Origin of the sequence: Moraxella sp. CTOTU47915, from assembly GCF_031986685.1 — a bacterium.
Classification (GTDB): Bacteria; Pseudomonadota; Gammaproteobacteria; order Pseudomonadales; family Moraxellaceae; genus Faucicola; species Faucicola tetraodonis.
In genome coordinates this window covers 62224-77330 of sequence record NZ_DAMAAE010000011.1, presented here as the reverse complement: position 1 = coordinate 77330, position 15107 = coordinate 62224, and the positions used below count along the sequence as shown (strand labels likewise).

The following is a 15107-nucleotide window of genomic DNA, read 5'->3' as shown; positions in this document are numbered from 1 at the left end:
GTAGGTCATCGTCAGCTCCCTATTCCAAAACACCCCCCTTACTCTTGTAAGGGGGTGTTTTTTTTGCATCCCTGAAAGACTCAGAGAAAAACTCAGAATAGAAAATTAATGTTTTTATCGCAGACTTTGGGTAAAATAGGCGAAAATTTTTGGTGTGAAATTTAAAGTGAGTGTTACCATGCAAATTACCGTTATTGACCATCCCTTAGTTAAGCATAAATTATCCTTGATGCGCGAGGCAGATAGTAGCACTTATAAATTTCGCACCTTAACCAAAGAGCTTGCCCGTTTGATGGCGTATGAAGCAAGCCGTGATTTTCCCATAGAAACAATCAGCATTCAGGGCTGGGAAGGCAACCAAATAGAAGGCATTCAAATCAAAGGTAAGACCGTCACTGTCGTACCTATCTTGCGCGCGGGTTTGGGAATGCTTGATGGGGTTTTAGACCTTATTCCCACGGCAAAAATCTCGATGGTTGGACTGCAACGTGATGAGGATACCCTTGAGCCTGTGCCTTTTTTTGAAAAGTTGGTGAAAGATATTAATGAGCGTCCTGCGTTGATTTTAGATCCTATGCTTGCCACGGGTGGTAGTATGGTAGCAACGATTGATATGATGAAAAAACACGGTTGTAAAAATATTAAAGCCTTAGTATTAGTGGCAACGCCTGAAGGGGTGAAAGCGGTGAATGATGCCCATCCTGATGTGAAGATTTTTACCGCAGCACTCGATAGTCATCTCAATGAACAAGGGTATATTATCCCAGGTCTTGGGGATGCAGGGGATAAAATTTTTGGCACAAAACAGCACTGATGGGCAAAACAGTAAAAGTAGGAGAAAAGCTAGATGATTTATCTAGCTTTTTTATTGACACTTGTATAGTGACTATTTTTTGGTCGGTTGTAAGCTATCGGCTAAGTCGATAAGCTTGATAAATTCGCGGCGAATACCTTGTGGGTCGTTGCCGATATTGGCTTGGGCGAGTCGCTTGCTATCGTTTAGTTGCCAATTACCGAGGTATTTGCTTTGCTTGAGGGTTTCACCAAAACCTGCCACACTTAGCGCAAATGCCAGTTCGCTGCTCGGCTGTTGGGTAGTATTGGTAATGGGCAGTGTCAAAAGCGTTGATGTGTTGCTATTTGGGGCTTTATAGCGAAGTTTTAAAAATCCCAGCTCAGTATTTTTGCTGGTGTGACTGATAGGGTAAGCTTGGTAGCGGCTATCGTCTAGCCAACCTTGCTGCCCCACAGGGGTAACTTCAAACAGCGCAACCACGGATTTGCCTGCACCTAGCTCACCTGCGTCTACTTTATCGTTGTTAAAATCTTCTTTTGCAAGGACACGATTTTCATAACCAATCAACCGCCATTCTTTAACCGTCTGGGGATTGAATTCCACTTGGACTTTGACGTCTTTTGCTACGGTATTAAAGGTTGCTGACATTTCGTCTACCAAGGCTTTTTTGGCCTCAGACAGGCTGTTGATGTAGCTATAGTTACCGTTGCCGTTATCCGCGACTTGTTCCATCATATGGTCGTTTAAATTGCCTTCACCAAAGCCAAATGTGGAAAGTGATACGCCGCTATCACGCTCACGGCGGATAATATCTAGCATTTCATCGACGTCCGATACGCCGACATTAAAATCCCCATCGGTCATCATCAAAATGCGGTTGATGCCGTCTTTTTTATAGTGGATTTTTGCTTGTTGATAAGCCAACTTTATCGCTGCTTCGCCATTGGTCGAGCCACTGGCAGCTAGGCTATCAATCGCGGCTAATATTTTGTCGGTATCACTGCCTTTAGTGGCAGGAAGCGTCACTTGGGTACGACCTGCATAGGTCACGATACTAATGGTATCTTGCGCCCTCAATTGCTTGGTGAGCATTTTTAGCGAAGATTTGACTAGTGGTAATTTATCGTTGTCTGACATCGAGCCTGACACATCCACCAAAAATACCAAGTTGGCAGGCGGTAAGACGCTTTGTTTGGTGATGGTAGGGTCATCCGCTTTGATAGCCACTTTGATGATACGATTGGTAGCACGCCACGGTGCGGTAACCGTTTCGGTACTTACCAAAAAAGGGGCGTTGGCAAGGCGCTTGGCTTGTGAAAAGTCATAGTTAAAATAGTTGATAAGCTCTTCAATACGCACCGCGTCAGTGGGCGGTAATTGTCCGTCGTTTAGAAAACGGCGTACATTGGCGTAGCTGCCGGTGTCAGTATCGATACTAAAGGTGGCAACGGCATCAGTTGCGGTTTGGTGAATGGGGTTGACTGCAAGGTGCTGATATTTTTCGCTATTATCCTGTGGTATCGGCATCGGCATGATAGGCGAGTAGCGTGCCATCTTGCTCATTGCTGCCGCTTCCATCATCATGGCAGGCGCAGCAACCATGGGCGTTGGTGAGGCAATAACAGGTGTGGCAGGCCTCGTATCACGGCTATTTGACGGCGAGGGGCTACAAGCCGTCAATAAGCTTTGGGCGATTACGAGGCTCAGTAGTGTTGGCTTAAAAATGTCGCGCTGCATGACTAACTCCTTTTCAATCTTGACTGGCGTAATTACAGTTTACGACATTTTTTGATAAAAAAGGCAGTTTTTGTGATAAAAACCTTCTCAATATAGCGGTACTTAGCGCGCTGTTAGCGGTTAAATAGGTTAAGAATAATAGTGAGAATGATACTCACAATAATCATGGTGACGATGGGGAAGTGAAAGCTGAAGCCACCGCCTTCGGAGCGATAATTAACGTCCCCCGGCATACGACCAAACCAGTTAAAGGCATTGGGAAAAAACAGATAAATTAAGCCAATGATGAGAAATAAAATCCCTATCCCAATAAAAATTTTTGCCATATTGAAAGCCTTTTATTTTTATAATGGTTTGTATTTTAGTGATTTTTTAACGTTTTTAGTGCTGTGTTTAGTTGTTAAGATGTAAGCTTGATGTAAAAATAAAAATTTAAATTTTATTGAGAATATTTTATCAAAAAGAAATGCTATCACATAACGTTTGAGGCTTCGAGTCTTTATTCGGAGCAATACATTGGAGTTTTAGACAGAAGGTTAAATAACGCAGCCATCAGTCATATGAGTTATTTAATCCATTCAGCCTATAGGTTATTTCTAGCTAATCATTTTGCATTTAACAATTACAGTATTCGAAGAAAACACCAAAATCAAATTGGGTACTTTTAGAAATCATCAAAGTCCAAACCAAGTTAAAGTTGCTAAACACTCTTTTTTTAATCATGCAAAAAACATAAAATTTCTATCAACCTTTAGACGTTCATTAAAATTGAAACAATTTAAAAATAAATAAGACGGCTTGTAGAAATGCGCTACAAGCCATGAATGACATAAACTACTTAGTTTTCCGCGGCGGCAAGCCTGTATGTTGGGTTTGGAAATTGCCTTTTTTCGGCTGTTTTTGGTTTGACGGTTTTTTACCAAAACTGGTCGGTGTTGGTTTTTTACCCGATTTTTTTGCAGTACTATCTTTATTCGTACGTTTGACCGAATCACCAGCGGCAGAACTATTTTTCTTACGGGCTGATTGGTAAAAGTCTTCACCTTCCAGTTTTGGATTATAAGGCGGTATCAAACACTGACTGCCATGCCCAATCAAATCCTCACGCCCCAATTCTTTGAGCGATTGACGCAGCAGTGCCCAATTTTTGGGGTCGTGGTAACGTAGATACGCTTTGTGGAGTTTACGCTGTTTGCCCGATTTGACGATTTCCACTCCTTCGCTGTCACGGGTGACTTTATGTAGTGGGTCTTTGGCAGTATGGTACATGGTAGTAGCAGTTGCCATTGGGCTTGGGTAAAAGGCTTGCACTTGGTCGGCACGAAAGCCATTGCGCTTGAGCCAAATCGCCAAGTTCATCATGTCCGTGTCGGTGGTGCCAGGGTGCGCAGCAATAAAATACGGAATCAAATATTGCTCTTTACCTGCTTCACGGCTGTATTTGTCAAACATCTGCTTGAAAGTATCGTACGTCCCCATACCCGGTTTCATCATTTTAGAGAGTACATTGGTTTCGGAATGTTCGGGGGCGATTTTGAGATAACCGCCGACATGGTGGGTGACCAATTCTTTGACATATTCGGGGTCTTTGACCGCCAAATCATAGCGCAAGCCTGACGCAATCAGAATTTTTTTCACCCCTTTGATGTCACGAGCTTTACGGTACAGTTGGGTGAGATGACTGTGGTCGGTGAGTAAGTTGTCGCAGATATCGGGATACACGCAGGACGGTTTTCGGCAGTTTTTCTCAATGGCATCGTCTTTGCAATGCAGACGGTACATATTGGCAGTCGGTCCGCCAAGGTCAGAAATTACCCCGGTAAATGACGGCTCGGTGTCGCGGATTTTTTTAATTTCGCCCAAGATAGATTCTTCTGAGCGGTTTTGGATAATGCGTCCCTCATGTTCGGTAATCGAGCAGAAGGTACAGCCGCCAAAACAGCCGCGCATGATATTGACTGATAATTTAATCATGTCGTAGGCAGGAATTCTTGCATTGCCGTAGCTAGGATGGGGCAAACGGGCATAAGGCAAATCAAAGATATAATCCATCTCTTCCATGGTAAGTGGAATGGGCGGCGGATTGAGCCATACATCAATGTCGCCATGTCGCTGCACCAAGGCGCGGGCGTTATGCGGATTGGTTTCTAGGTGCAAAATACGGTTGGCATGGGCGTAAAGTACCGGGTCGGATTTGACCTGCTCAAAGTCGGGCAAGCGAATCACGGTTTTGTCACGGGGCGGCAACGGGCGTTTGTGTTTTAAGGCGTTTTTATTGGGGTCTTTGAGGTTGACCACTTGGATGTCTTGGCTTTCAGCGACCTTATCAGCATTGAGGACTTTGTGCTCGACTTTATCTGCCACAAAACCTTTGTATTGACTCTCAAGGGTTTTTTCTTGTTCGATGTGACAGTCGCCCACATCTTCCATCATCACATACGGATTGATAATTGGGTCAACGCGCCCAACGGTGTCGACGTCGTTACTGGTGATTTCTATCATGTCGGCTTGCCAGTGTTTTTTGGTTTGTGTCGACAGATACGCGGTGCCACGCACTTTGGCAAGGTCTTCAAAACGGTAACCTTTGGCAAGTGCATGTACAACATCGACAATCGCGCGCTCGGCATTGCCATACAGCAAAATATCAGCGCGGCTATCCATCAAAATGCTACGGCGCACTTTATCTGACCAATAATCATAATGGGCGATACGGCGCAGCGAGCCTTCAATCCCGCCCAAAATAATGGGAACATCGGGATAGGCTTCACGGCAGCGCTGGCTATATACCACAGCCGCACGGTCGGGGCGTTTGTCGGGGGCATTGTCTGGCGAGTAGGCATCGTCACTGCGAATGCGTCTATCGGCGGTGTAGCGGTTAATCATGCTGTCCATATTGCCTGCGGTGACGCCCCACGCAATGGTCGGTTTGCCAAGGGTCATAAAAGCGTCTTTGCTCGTCCAGTCTGGCTGGGCAATGATACCGACGCGAAAGCCTTGCGACTCTAACAGTCTGCCGATGATTGCCATACCAAAGCTTGGGTGATCGACGTAGGCATCGCCTGAGACGATAATGACATCACAGGCATCCCAACCAAGGGCATCCATTTCGGCTCGGCTCATCGGTAAAAATGGCGCAGGCTCAAAGCAGCTTGCCCAGTGTTTGTCATAGTCAAATAGGGCTTTGGTGCCTTGTTTAAAGGCTTTGTTGGCAATAGTTTCGGCGGACATAGGCTTGGATGTTAAATAAAATGAATATGGCTCATTTTATCATGAATCAATTTTGCGATGGGGGTTTATAGGCCGAAATAACAAAAAAACCTGATTAAATTAGTCGGGTTTAATTAAAGGGTAAGACGATTCCATATTTTGTAAAAATTAACGGACAAAATTACTGTCAAATCGCTAGACTTTGATTAAAATGGAAGGTATTGAATATCGCCCTACTATTTAAACCAAAATAAACCAATCGCAGCTTTTTAAGTAGGTAGAATTTTTTTAAATAACGGGTAGTCTCCAAATTTTTGCTCATTTTTATTCAGCTTTTTAATCAATAAAGCCATACTGATTTGCCCTGATTTTATGCTAGTTTAATGCTAAAATGAGATATCAAGGTTGTTAAAATGATGCTATGACCGATACCTTTGCTGATGCCTTAGAAGCGCTTGATCCGCTGACACCTGAGCCTACTAAGCTTTCGCCCCCTACACAGCCGAAGCCTAGACGGCGGTTGCCGTATATGGCGTATGAACACCAGCAGCAAATCACCCGTCTGTGTGTGCGCTGTGGGCTGCTACTCATGCAATATGGGGCAGAGTCGGCAACGGTAACAGATTTGTGCCGCCGATTGGGGTTAGCGTTGGGGTTGGCTAGCGTGGAGTGTGGGATTGCCTACAATGGCTTGACCATCACCACAATTTATAATAACCGCTGCATTACCACCCTGCGCGCGTCAACCACCCATGCCATCAATGTCAATATTATTGTACAAATTCAGCGAATTGTACTGGATTTGGAAAGTATGCCGGTGACGAGTACCCTAGAGCATGCGACTTATCGATTTGATGAGATTGATCGCGGCACTTATCCTGCCAAGATGGTCGCGCCGATGGTCGGTGTGGCGTGTGCCTGCTTTGCGTATTTGGCAGGGGGCGATATACTGGTGTGTTTGGTGACTTTTATTGCCAGTATGATGGGGTATTCGCTGCGGCTATGGCTGAGTAACCGCAACTTTAATCCCTTTATATCCGCGCTCATAGCGGCGTGTTTTGGCTCCATCTTCGCCAGTACCGCGCTGTTATTGGGGATTGGTAACGACCCGCATATTGCCATGGCATCAAGTGTGCTTTGGTTGGTTCCCAGTTTTCCTTTGATAAATTCATTATCAGATATGCTCAAGGGTTATATGAACATCGGTATCGGGCGCTTTATGTTTGTGATTATCTTGACACTGTCAAGCTGTATCGGCATCGTGCTGTCATTGCTATTACTAAATATCAGTCATTGGGGCGTGGGTTGATGAAAGCGTTTGATAAAATTTTATTGCCAATATTGGGTAGGGTGAAAAATGGCGATTGATGCGATTGCCTTGATACGCGCAGCAATTTTTGCTTGCTTGATGACGCTTGGCTGGACACTGCTTGTCAATGTGCCACGCCGCTATATTTGGCAATGCTTATTGTTGACCGTGCTGGGTTACGGACTTAGAGAACTCTTAAAACAACTGTCAGTCAATTTGATAATAGCGACATTTGTGGCAGCGGGTATTTCATCCTTTGTGGCAATTTATTTGGCAAAAAAATATTTACTCACCCCAAAGATGATTTTGGTGCCTGCCATGCTGTGTATGATGCCGGGGATTACCGCGTACAAAGCTATGATTAGCTTTGTACAGCTAGGCTACTATGGCTACAATCCACAAGTATTTACCCAAATGATGGATTTTAGCTTCAATGCGATATTTGTGACCGCTGCGTTGGTGTTTGGCATTTCGTTGCCAACGTCATTTTGGTATCGCACCAAGCCCATTGTTTGAGCCCATTGTCTGATGGCGCAGTAATCTAACTAATCTAACTGGATTTTAGTGCCTACCTTGGAAAAATTCATCACAAATTGACTTTTAAAGCGTCGCACATTGTTTTCATAAGTTAAATTATCTTGGGTAAAACGGTGATATTCCGCCATATTTTTGGCATGTACCAATAGCAAAAAGTCATAATCTCCTGAGATTTCATAACAACTCATGACGTTGGGCAATCGGCTCATCAAGCGCTCAAAGCCATGCTGCAGCGCGGTATTTTGTTTTTCCATTTCAATCAGCACAAACGCGCTTAAATCAAAGCCCAATTCGGTGGGATTGACAATCACCACTTGGCGAGTAATCACCCCAGTCTCTGTCATCATTTGGATACGGCGCTGACAGGTCGCTACCGATGCATGCACTTTTTCGGCGATGTTCTTGAGTGGTAGCGTCGCATCTTCTTGCAACAAGTTTAAAATACGTTTATCGATATCATCGATTTCATGAATCATAGCCATGTCCTTCTAAAAATATACAATAAGACAAATTGAGAAAAATATAGCAAATTTATCTTATATTAATATTAATTTATCATAAATAATGATATTTTGAAATAATTTACCAAAGATAATTGTTATACTGCTTGGCAATTTAACCGCAAAAGCAAAAATATAACAAGGTCAATTATGTCAGTCTCCAGCGCTTTATCACCATCGTCTATCGTTGCTCCCCCCAACGCAACAACTTCTCAGCCCGCTACCGCTGCCAAAAAGTTACGTTTTGGGGTGGTGTTGGCATTGATTTCTAATGTGTTGTTTGGCGTGCTGTATCTGTATAGTCACTGGCTTGCGCCGTTGTCAGGCACGCAAGTTTTTTTGTGGCGCATGGTGGCGATGTGGTTTGGGTTGGTGGGGTTGTTGGCCGTGACGCAAAGTTTTGGGCAACTCAAAGCATTTTTGATGGGATTAAACAAACAACAATGGGTTTTATTGCTGTTGCCGACACCGATTTTGGCAAGTCAGCTGTGGCTGTTTATGTGGGCGCCTATCAATGGACAGGCGGTCAATACCGCAATGGGGTATTTTTTGTTTCCCTTGATGATGGTGCTGATGGGCTGTGTGGTGTTTAAAGAAACCTTAAATCGATTGCAGTGGGCGGCGATTATCGTTGCGGCAGCAGGGGTGGGATTGCAATTTTGGCTCGCGGGGAGTGTATCGTGGGCGACTGCATGGGTATGTTTGACTTATCCGATTTATTATGGACTGCGCCGCTGGCAAGGGGTGCCGGCACTGATGGGGCTGTTCGTTGATTTGTCAGTGATTGCACCGATTGCCTTGGGTTTTTTATTATGGCAAAACACGAGTGTATCGATAGTGACAGGATCAATGACAATGGGGCTGTTATTGATTGGACTGGGTATGATTAGTGCACTTGCCATGCAGACCAATCTTAAAGCCAGTCAGGTGTTGCCGATGAACACCTTTGGTATGCTCAGTTATCTTGAACCTGCGCTGATGTTTCTATTGTCCATTTTTGTGCTGCATGAAGCTGTCAATGACACCATGATTGCCAGTTTTGCTTTAATTTGGGCAGGGGTGTTGCTGATGATCGTAAATGCAATACGAGCGTCCAAAAATAACCACTCAACCGCTATTTGTGACTAGGTAAGCTAATATTCTTGATTTAATGGATGGATTAGTATGTAATAAATTGTTAAAATTGCGCTGAACAAAAATTGTAAAACCATAAAGACTGAGGTGCTGCTTGGGGCAAATTCATTATCTAACTTATGTGAGCCGTATGACGTTGAAAGCTGGCGTAACCCCTAGAACGCTGTCTGATATCATGACGGTGGCACAGCGTGAGAACCTTGCCCATCAAATTACCGGTTTTTTGTGCTTTGGTAATGGCTATTTTTTTCAGTACATTGAAGGCGAAAAATCAGCGATTGAGCAATTATTTGGTAACATTCAGCACGATGGGCGCAACCGCGATGTCACGCTCAAGTCTAAAGGGGTCATCGAACAACGGCTGTTTCAAGATTGGCAAATGTTGATGGTCAATATCAATAACCCAGAAACGCATGAAGATGTTATCAATACATTTTTACCTGTATTGTCAGCTGGGTCAAAAGCGGCAGCGGCTGATAAGTTTGTTGACGTCATGCGGTCACAATATCATCGCCGTAGCTTGGTGGATTTTCAAAGCTATTCTCTCAAAAATGTCAGTCATTATGGGGTCAGTCTGCGCGGATTGCTCAAAGTGCATCAGCAGTTTTTATTGGTTCAAAGCATTTTACTGGTATTAATTTTGATTAGTTTTAGCCTATTTTGGGGTCTGTAGCACCGAGAAATCTGTAGCATCGAGAAATATGTTATCCGCTGTTGACTATTGAACCCGCTTACCGAAAATCACACGCCGCTACATGGTCATTCACCATGCCGACTGCTTGCATAAAAGCATAGCAAATCGTCGAGCCCACAAATTTAAACCCGTCTTTTTTGAGCTGTTTTGACATCTTATCTGAACATTCAGTGTTGGTGGGGATATCAGCAAAGGTTTTTGGGTGGTTATCCTGTGGTATTTTTGCCAAGCCGCTGGGCGATAAGCTCCAAAGATAATCGCTAAAAGATTGCGTTTCGGTGATTTTTAGATAGCATTTGGCATTGTTGATGATGGCTTTAATTTTACCGCGGTGGCGAATAATCCCAGCATCGGTCATGAGACTATCGACCATGGCATCATCAAACTGTGCGATAATTGCAGGGTCAAAATCAGCAAATACTTGGTAATAACGCTCGCGTTTTTTGAGTATGGTAATCCAGCTGAGTCCCGCTTGCATACCTTCTAAACACAGCATGGCAAATAGATGACGGTCATCATAACTGGGCTTTCCCCATTCATTGTCGTGGTAAGCTTGATAAAGTGGGTCTGTGCCGCACCATTCACAGCGTTTTTTCGGTTTCATTGTTTTCTCATAGCATTCAAAGTTTTATTATATATAGATAAAGCAAAAAAAACGCCAGCATTTGCCAGCGTTTTTTAGGTATCAATTTTTAGTCTGTCTTCTAATCTATGTTTTAGTCCATCAAATCGATATTTTTGGTTTCTTTAATTGAGAATAACGCGATGAGAGAAATCAAACCGTTAATAACGATATATATAGCCACACCTTTCATGCCATATTGCTCATTGATTTTGATGGCATAAATCGCAGGAATCGATGCACCCACAATCGCCGCTAGATTGTAAGCCAGTGACGCACCTGAATACCGTACTTCGGTGGGGAACAGCTCTGGTAATAATGCTGCCATTGGACCAAACGACATACCCATACATGCCATGCCCAAAATGAGGAAAATAAATACCGTGGTTGGTGTACCATTGCTAAGCAGCATTGGCATAAAGCAGGCAAACACCATACATAATATAGTCACGCCAATCAGCCATTTTTTACGACCGATTTTGTCAGCGCCAATCCCTGAAATACTGGTAAAAATACCAAACACAATCGCAGCCACCAATAAAAAGCCAGTAAAGGTATTTGGGGCAATACCTAACCCTGTTGGGAAGCCAAAAGAAGATAATTTTGCCGGGCTTTTTGAATAGGCTTGTACGAAGGCAGTCATGATATAAAAAATCACATAAGTCATCGCCATCAAGAATGTGCCTTGCATAATCGGACGCCAATATTGGGTAATGACTTTTGACACAGGGGCATTAACTTTTTTGCCTTCGGCTTCAGCGGTAAGGAATACATGGCTTTCATGCAGGCTTAAACGTACCCAAAGACCCACACCTACAAGCACGATTGAAATAAGAAACGGGATGCGCCATGCCCACTCGACCAAGGCATCTTTTCCTAAAAAATAACTGAGTAAAAAGAACACTAAATTGGCTAAAAATAACCCAATCGGCGCGCCTAACTGCGGGAAAGTACCATACCAAGCACGTTTGCCTTCTGGCGCATTTTCGGTGGCGACCAAGGCAGCACCGCCCCATTCACCGCCAAGACCAATCCCTTGACCCACACGAAGTAAACATAACAATAATGGGGCAATGACGCCTACTTGGGCATAAGTCGGTAGCAAACCAATCGCTACGGTTGATAAACCCATCGTGAGCAGAGACGCCACCAAGGTTTTTTTACGACCGAGTTTATCACCAAAGTGACCAAATAACGCTGAGCCGAAAGGGCGGGCAATAAACGCCAATGCCAACGTCGAAAGCGAATAAAGCATCGCCGCTTTTTCATCGGTTTTATCAAAAAACTGGGTATTAAAAATCAATACCGCCGCAGCGGCATAAATGTAATAATCATAAAACTCAATAGCCGTACCAATCATGGATGCCACGGCGACCTTTTTTGGGTCATTGCGTAGCGCGATGTTGTGATGATCAGGGTGCGCGGTTGAAGCCGTCGTCATGATGTCATCCCTCCTTAGATAATAAAAGTTTAAGTGAAAGTTAAGATACATAAAATATTGGAATGAATTATAAATCATAATTTGTCAAAAACTTGATAAAAATAGTTAAGGTGAAGCAAAAATTTGGTTATTAATCGCTGATTTGATAAATTTGGTCAGCTTATCCATAATAAGCCATCACAAAATACACGTTAAAAATTAAGAGGTAATTATGATTCGTGAACTAGCCATTACCGATTTTTCTGCCACCGCAAACGATACCGTTTGGGATGTGCGGGATAGTAAAGCATTTGCGCAAGGACGCATTGAGTCTGCCAAAAACCAACCCTTGGATACGCTGACGGCAGAGTTATTGGCAACCACGGATGGCACCGTCTATGCGCTATGCGGTGGCGGCAGCAAAGCCGCCAAAGCTGTCGCTTTGCTCAATGAGATTGACCCAAATCGGAATATCGTCCATTTGACGGGTGGTACGCGTGCGGCAGAAGCGGCAGGTATGACCATCGTGAGTGATAATCTGTCATGAGTGAGCTAGCAAAAAATATTATCTATACGGGCGTAGCAGGGACAGGCAAGACCTACCAACTGCAACAAATCGCCAAACAATATACCGAGATATTGCCAGTAGCCAATGCGGATGATTTGCTCAAAGCATTAGTTAACCCTATGAATTGGCTAGAGGTGATTTGCTTAGTATTTTTAGATGAAAGAAAAAAAGGTAAGTTGCTATTAAAAGTACCAGAAATCATGCAGCATCCATTTTTTTTACAAAAAGCCGCGCTAAGAGAGGGTAATGAAAATTTGAGTCAAACCGTATGGGGAACATTACAGCGATTTAGTCATCCAAACTCTCTGACGGTGAAGCAAACAAGCCGCGCTAGCCAATCGTATTTTGATAAAGACGATAGCAGTAATTGGTTTTTATTAGCAGACAGTTTGCCGTTGTTAAGCGATTTACAAACCAAACTCACCGATTATCAAACGGCATTAAATAACCAATTTCAACCAAAGCTAGAACGATTTAGTTTTGTCAGTTTTCATCAAGCGTATGGGTATGAAGAATTTGTCGAAGGGATTCGTCCCCACATCGCGGACAATGGACAGATGAGCTATCGCATTGAGTCAGGGGCATTTCTTAGACTGTGTCAACAAGCCAAACATGACCCTAGCCACCGTTATGCCATGTTGATTGATGAAATCAACCGCGCCAATGTCGCCCGCGTGTTTGGGGAATTGATGAGTTTGATTGAACCGAGTAAACGCGCAGGACAGACAGATAGCTTATCGGTGAATTTGGCGTATTCGCGTCAGCCGTTTAGCGTGCCTAGCAATGTCGATATCTACGCCAGCATGAACAGCCAAGATCATTCATTGGCGCCGCTCGATATGGCATTTCGCCGCCGTTTTGAATTTATTGAATGTCAACCACAGCCACAGTTGCTGGGTAAAGTCATGGCAAATGGGATTGAGATTGATTTAGCCAAACTGTTGACTGCACTCAATGAAAGAATCTCGCAAAATTTGGCAAAAGACAGCCAGTTAGGGCATAGTTTTTTGTGGGGTATTGATTCGCTGCACGCGTTAAGCGCTGCGTTTAGCCACTCTATCATCCCCCAAGTTGCCCAAGCCTGCCAGCAGCATGGACAAATCCTGCAAGCAATCTTTGGGCAAACCTTTATCAGGCTAGTTGACAACAAAAAAGCAACTGGATTTATGGCGCAGCAAGCGGGTTTTGACATCCATACCCGGGCGCTTGATGACCCAAATAGCTATCTTGCAATCTATCAAAGCGCCCAATGAAAACCATCATCACGTTTGAACATAGTTGCTTGACCGCGGCAGATTTTGACGATGGGCAGGATTTTGACTGGCTTATCGAGCAAAATTTTGACGTGTTTCGCATTGAGCGTAAACAGCAGCAGTGGCAACTCAAAGTGCGCCACTATATCGGTGTGATTGGGTTGCCCAGTGGCGGGCAAGTGGAGATTTTGCCAAAACTTGCACAAGCCCAAATCACCCATGCCGATGAAGTTGCCCAAACCCGTCAATGGGTGCAACAGATGCTGACAGCGGTGTGGCAAGCCTTATTGCCCAAGTCGTTACCCAATCTAGCCAATCAACTACTCATCAATCCTCCAGCCCCCAATCCTCCACCCAGCAATCATTCACTATCGCTTAGCGAGTGGCTACAAGCGTATTTTTGGCAGGGATTTGCCCAGTATGTGCCCAATCAGCAATATCAGCAATTTGAGCAAAATCAGCCCTATCTGCAGGGTAAATTACTGGTCAAAGAGCAATTGCAGCATAACTTCCACCAGCCGCATAAGTTTTATCATCAGACTGAAAATTTTGCGATGGATACCGCGGGCAATCGCTTGGTAAAAACCACCATCGAGCGGGTGATTGGCAGCATGGCTTTCCCATTACCGCCTCAGTGGCAAGCAGTGGGTACCGTTGCCAAAGACTTATACGACATCTTATTTTCTCAAGCGCTGCAAGAGTTGACCGCGTTGCCCAGTCTGCTTGCCCAGCGTAATTATACTTTTATCAGCTTTTGTTATGCGCTGCTGACGCTACAACAAGCCAGTAACCAAGGGCAGTTTTTGACCCCAACTTGGCTGGTGAATATGCCATTTGCCTTTGAAAAATGGGTCGGCAGGAAAATCCATGAACAATTTGCAGCGCAGAATTTTGAGCTAGTTGAGCAAAAAAGACAGCCATTGACCGTGCAGCAAGGGTTAACCATCAAACCCGATATTTGGCTAAAGTCTCCCGACAAACTCATTATTGCCGATGTAAAATGGAAAAAAACGGCTACTTTCAACGACATAAGCTTGGCTGATATGTACCAACTACTTACCTACGCCAGTGAGTTTGATGCCGATGAAGCTTGGCTGATTGTCCCAACACTAAGCACACAGTTAATGGCACAGCAGATTGAATTTTGCCAACCCAAAAAAACCCGATTTTATCTGATGCCTTTTGCGGTGACGCAAGGGTGTTTAAACCTTTTTCATTAAAATTATTCAAAAAAAAACGCTGATTTGTTTTATTTTATCAATGAGAAAGGTGAGAATTAACAACTTTTCTCGCTACCAAAACTTGGTAAAATAACCGCATATAACTTTGA

The 15107-nt window shown here is 44.0% G+C and carries 14 protein-coding genes; 8 read left to right on the top strand and 6 right to left on the bottom strand.

Going from position 1 to position 15107, the window contains the following annotated elements; genetic code table 11:
* Positions 1 to 178 precede the first annotated feature (178 nt).
* The gene (upp, locus tag RTL34_RS09455; protein ID WP_065263959.1) at positions 179 to 814 is read left to right on the top strand and encodes a uracil phosphoribosyltransferase; all 636 of its coding nucleotides are present in this window, start codon (positions 179 to 181) and stop codon (positions 812 to 814) included.
* A gap of 72 nt (positions 815 to 886) precedes the next feature.
* Here the strand turns inward: upp and RTL34_RS09450 are convergent, their stop codons facing one another.
* The 3 genes from RTL34_RS09450 to RTL34_RS09440 form a co-directional block, all read right to left on the bottom strand.
* Entirely contained in the window at positions 887 to 2533 is a 1647-nt protein-coding gene (locus tag RTL34_RS09450) for a vWA domain-containing protein (protein WP_312116459.1), read from the bottom strand.
* A gap of 113 nt (positions 2534 to 2646) precedes the next feature.
* Positions 2647 to 2859, bottom strand: a complete 213-nt coding sequence (locus tag RTL34_RS09445; RefSeq protein ID WP_099808321.1) for a DUF2905 domain-containing protein — start codon at positions 2857 to 2859, stop codon at positions 2647 to 2649.
* 508 nt (positions 2860 to 3367) lie between these two features.
* Positions 3368 to 5761, bottom strand: a complete 2394-nt coding sequence (locus tag RTL34_RS09440; RefSeq protein ID WP_312116456.1) for a YgiQ family radical SAM protein — start codon at positions 5759 to 5761, stop codon at positions 3368 to 3370.
* Between the two features lie 400 nt (positions 5762 to 6161).
* Here RTL34_RS09440 and RTL34_RS09435 point away from each other — a divergent pair, with 400 nt between their 5' ends.
* Both RTL34_RS09435 and RTL34_RS09430 read left to right on the top strand, forming a co-directional pair.
* Positions 6162 to 7049: a threonine/serine exporter family protein gene (locus RTL34_RS09435; protein WP_312116454.1), complete on the top strand. Its 888-nt coding sequence runs from the start codon at positions 6162 to 6164 to the stop codon at positions 7047 to 7049.
* A gap of 48 nt (positions 7050 to 7097) precedes the next feature.
* On the top strand, positions 7098 to 7565 hold the full coding sequence (locus tag RTL34_RS09430; protein WP_203172143.1) for a threonine/serine exporter family protein: 468 nt from the start codon (positions 7098 to 7100) through the stop codon (positions 7563 to 7565).
* A gap of 29 nt (positions 7566 to 7594) precedes the next feature.
* Here RTL34_RS09430 and RTL34_RS09425 read toward each other — a convergent pair whose 3' ends face one another.
* A complete protein-coding gene (locus RTL34_RS09425; RefSeq protein ID WP_312116451.1) occupies positions 7595 to 8062 on the bottom strand; it encodes an Lrp/AsnC family transcriptional regulator in 468 nt (155 codons plus the stop codon).
* Between the two features lie 174 nt (positions 8063 to 8236).
* On the opposite strand from RTL34_RS09425, the gene rarD reads away from it, so the two are divergent.
* Positions 8237 to 9214 carry an EamA family transporter RarD gene (rarD, locus tag RTL34_RS09420; protein WP_312116449.1) on the top strand — a complete coding sequence of 326 codons (978 nt, stop codon included), beginning with the start codon at positions 8237 to 8239 and terminating at the stop codon, positions 9212 to 9214.
* 100 nt (positions 9215 to 9314) lie between these two features.
* The gene (locus RTL34_RS09415) at positions 9315 to 9893 is read left to right on the top strand and encodes a BLUF domain-containing protein (RefSeq protein ID WP_312116447.1); all 579 of its coding nucleotides are present in this window, start codon (positions 9315 to 9317) and stop codon (positions 9891 to 9893) included.
* Positions 9894 to 9951: 58 nt separating this feature from the next.
* Here the strand turns inward: RTL34_RS09415 and RTL34_RS09410 are convergent, their stop codons facing one another.
* Both RTL34_RS09410 and RTL34_RS09405 read right to left on the bottom strand, forming a co-directional pair.
* The gene (locus tag RTL34_RS09410; RefSeq protein ID WP_312116445.1) at positions 9952 to 10518 is read right to left on the bottom strand and encodes a DNA-3-methyladenine glycosylase I; all 567 of its coding nucleotides are present in this window, start codon (positions 10516 to 10518) and stop codon (positions 9952 to 9954) included.
* Positions 10519 to 10630: 112 nt separating this feature from the next.
* The gene (locus RTL34_RS09405; RefSeq protein WP_409455455.1) at positions 10631 to 11980 is read right to left on the bottom strand and encodes an MFS transporter; all 1350 of its coding nucleotides are present in this window, start codon (positions 11978 to 11980) and stop codon (positions 10631 to 10633) included.
* Between the two features lie 208 nt (positions 11981 to 12188).
* On the opposite strand from RTL34_RS09405, the gene RTL34_RS09400 reads away from it, so the two are divergent.
* The 3 genes from RTL34_RS09400 to RTL34_RS09390 are packed head-to-tail and all read left to right on the top strand — an operon-like array spanning position 12189 to position 14997.
* Complete coding sequence (locus RTL34_RS09400) at positions 12189 to 12503, top strand: rhodanese-like domain-containing protein (protein WP_312116443.1); 315 nt, start codon at positions 12189 to 12191, stop codon at positions 12501 to 12503.
* Positions 12500 to 13777 carry an McrB family protein gene (locus RTL34_RS09395; RefSeq protein WP_312116441.1) on the top strand — a complete coding sequence of 426 codons (1278 nt, stop codon included), beginning with the start codon at positions 12500 to 12502 and terminating at the stop codon, positions 13775 to 13777. The genes RTL34_RS09400 and RTL34_RS09395 overlap by 4 nt, the downstream gene beginning before the upstream one ends.
* Positions 13774 to 14997, top strand: a complete 1224-nt coding sequence (locus RTL34_RS09390; protein ID WP_312116439.1) for a 5-methylcytosine restriction system specificity protein McrC — start codon at positions 13774 to 13776, stop codon at positions 14995 to 14997. The genes RTL34_RS09395 and RTL34_RS09390 overlap by 4 nt, the downstream gene beginning before the upstream one ends.
* Positions 14998 to 15107: the final 110 nt, after the last annotated feature.

Excerpts from the sequence above, each read along its gene's own strand:
- RTL34_RS09445 (WP_099808321.1), bottom strand. The coding sequence starts at position 2,859 with ATGGCAAAAATTTTTATTGGGATAGGGATTTTATTTCTCATCATTGGC.
- RTL34_RS09390 (WP_312116439.1), top strand. The coding sequence starts at position 13,774 with ATGAAAACCATCATCACGTTTGAACATAGTTGCTTGACCGCGGCAGAT.
- rarD (WP_312116449.1), top strand. The coding sequence starts at position 8,237 with ATGTCAGTCTCCAGCGCTTTATCACCATCGTCTATCGTTGCTCCCCCC.
- upp (WP_065263959.1), top strand. The coding sequence starts at position 179 with ATGCAAATTACCGTTATTGACCATCCCTTAGTTAAGCATAAATTATCC.
- RTL34_RS09395 (WP_312116441.1), top strand. The coding sequence starts at position 12,500 with ATGAGTGAGCTAGCAAAAAATATTATCTATACGGGCGTAGCAGGGACA.
- RTL34_RS09425 (WP_312116451.1), bottom strand. The coding sequence starts at position 8,062 with ATGATTCATGAAATCGATGATATCGATAAACGTATTTTAAACTTGTTG.
- RTL34_RS09400 (WP_312116443.1), top strand. The coding sequence starts at position 12,189 with ATGATTCGTGAACTAGCCATTACCGATTTTTCTGCCACCGCAAACGAT.
- RTL34_RS09450 (WP_312116459.1), bottom strand. The coding sequence starts at position 2,533 with ATGCAGCGCGACATTTTTAAGCCAACACTACTGAGCCTCGTAATCGCC.
- RTL34_RS09440 (WP_312116456.1), bottom strand. The coding sequence starts at position 5,761 with ATGTCCGCCGAAACTATTGCCAACAAAGCCTTTAAACAAGGCACCAAA.
- RTL34_RS09435 (WP_312116454.1), top strand. The coding sequence starts at position 6,162 with ATGACCGATACCTTTGCTGATGCCTTAGAAGCGCTTGATCCGCTGACA.
- RTL34_RS09430 (WP_203172143.1), top strand. The coding sequence starts at position 7,098 with ATGGCGATTGATGCGATTGCCTTGATACGCGCAGCAATTTTTGCTTGC.
- RTL34_RS09410 (WP_312116445.1), bottom strand. The coding sequence starts at position 10,518 with ATGAAACCGAAAAAACGCTGTGAATGGTGCGGCACAGACCCACTTTAT.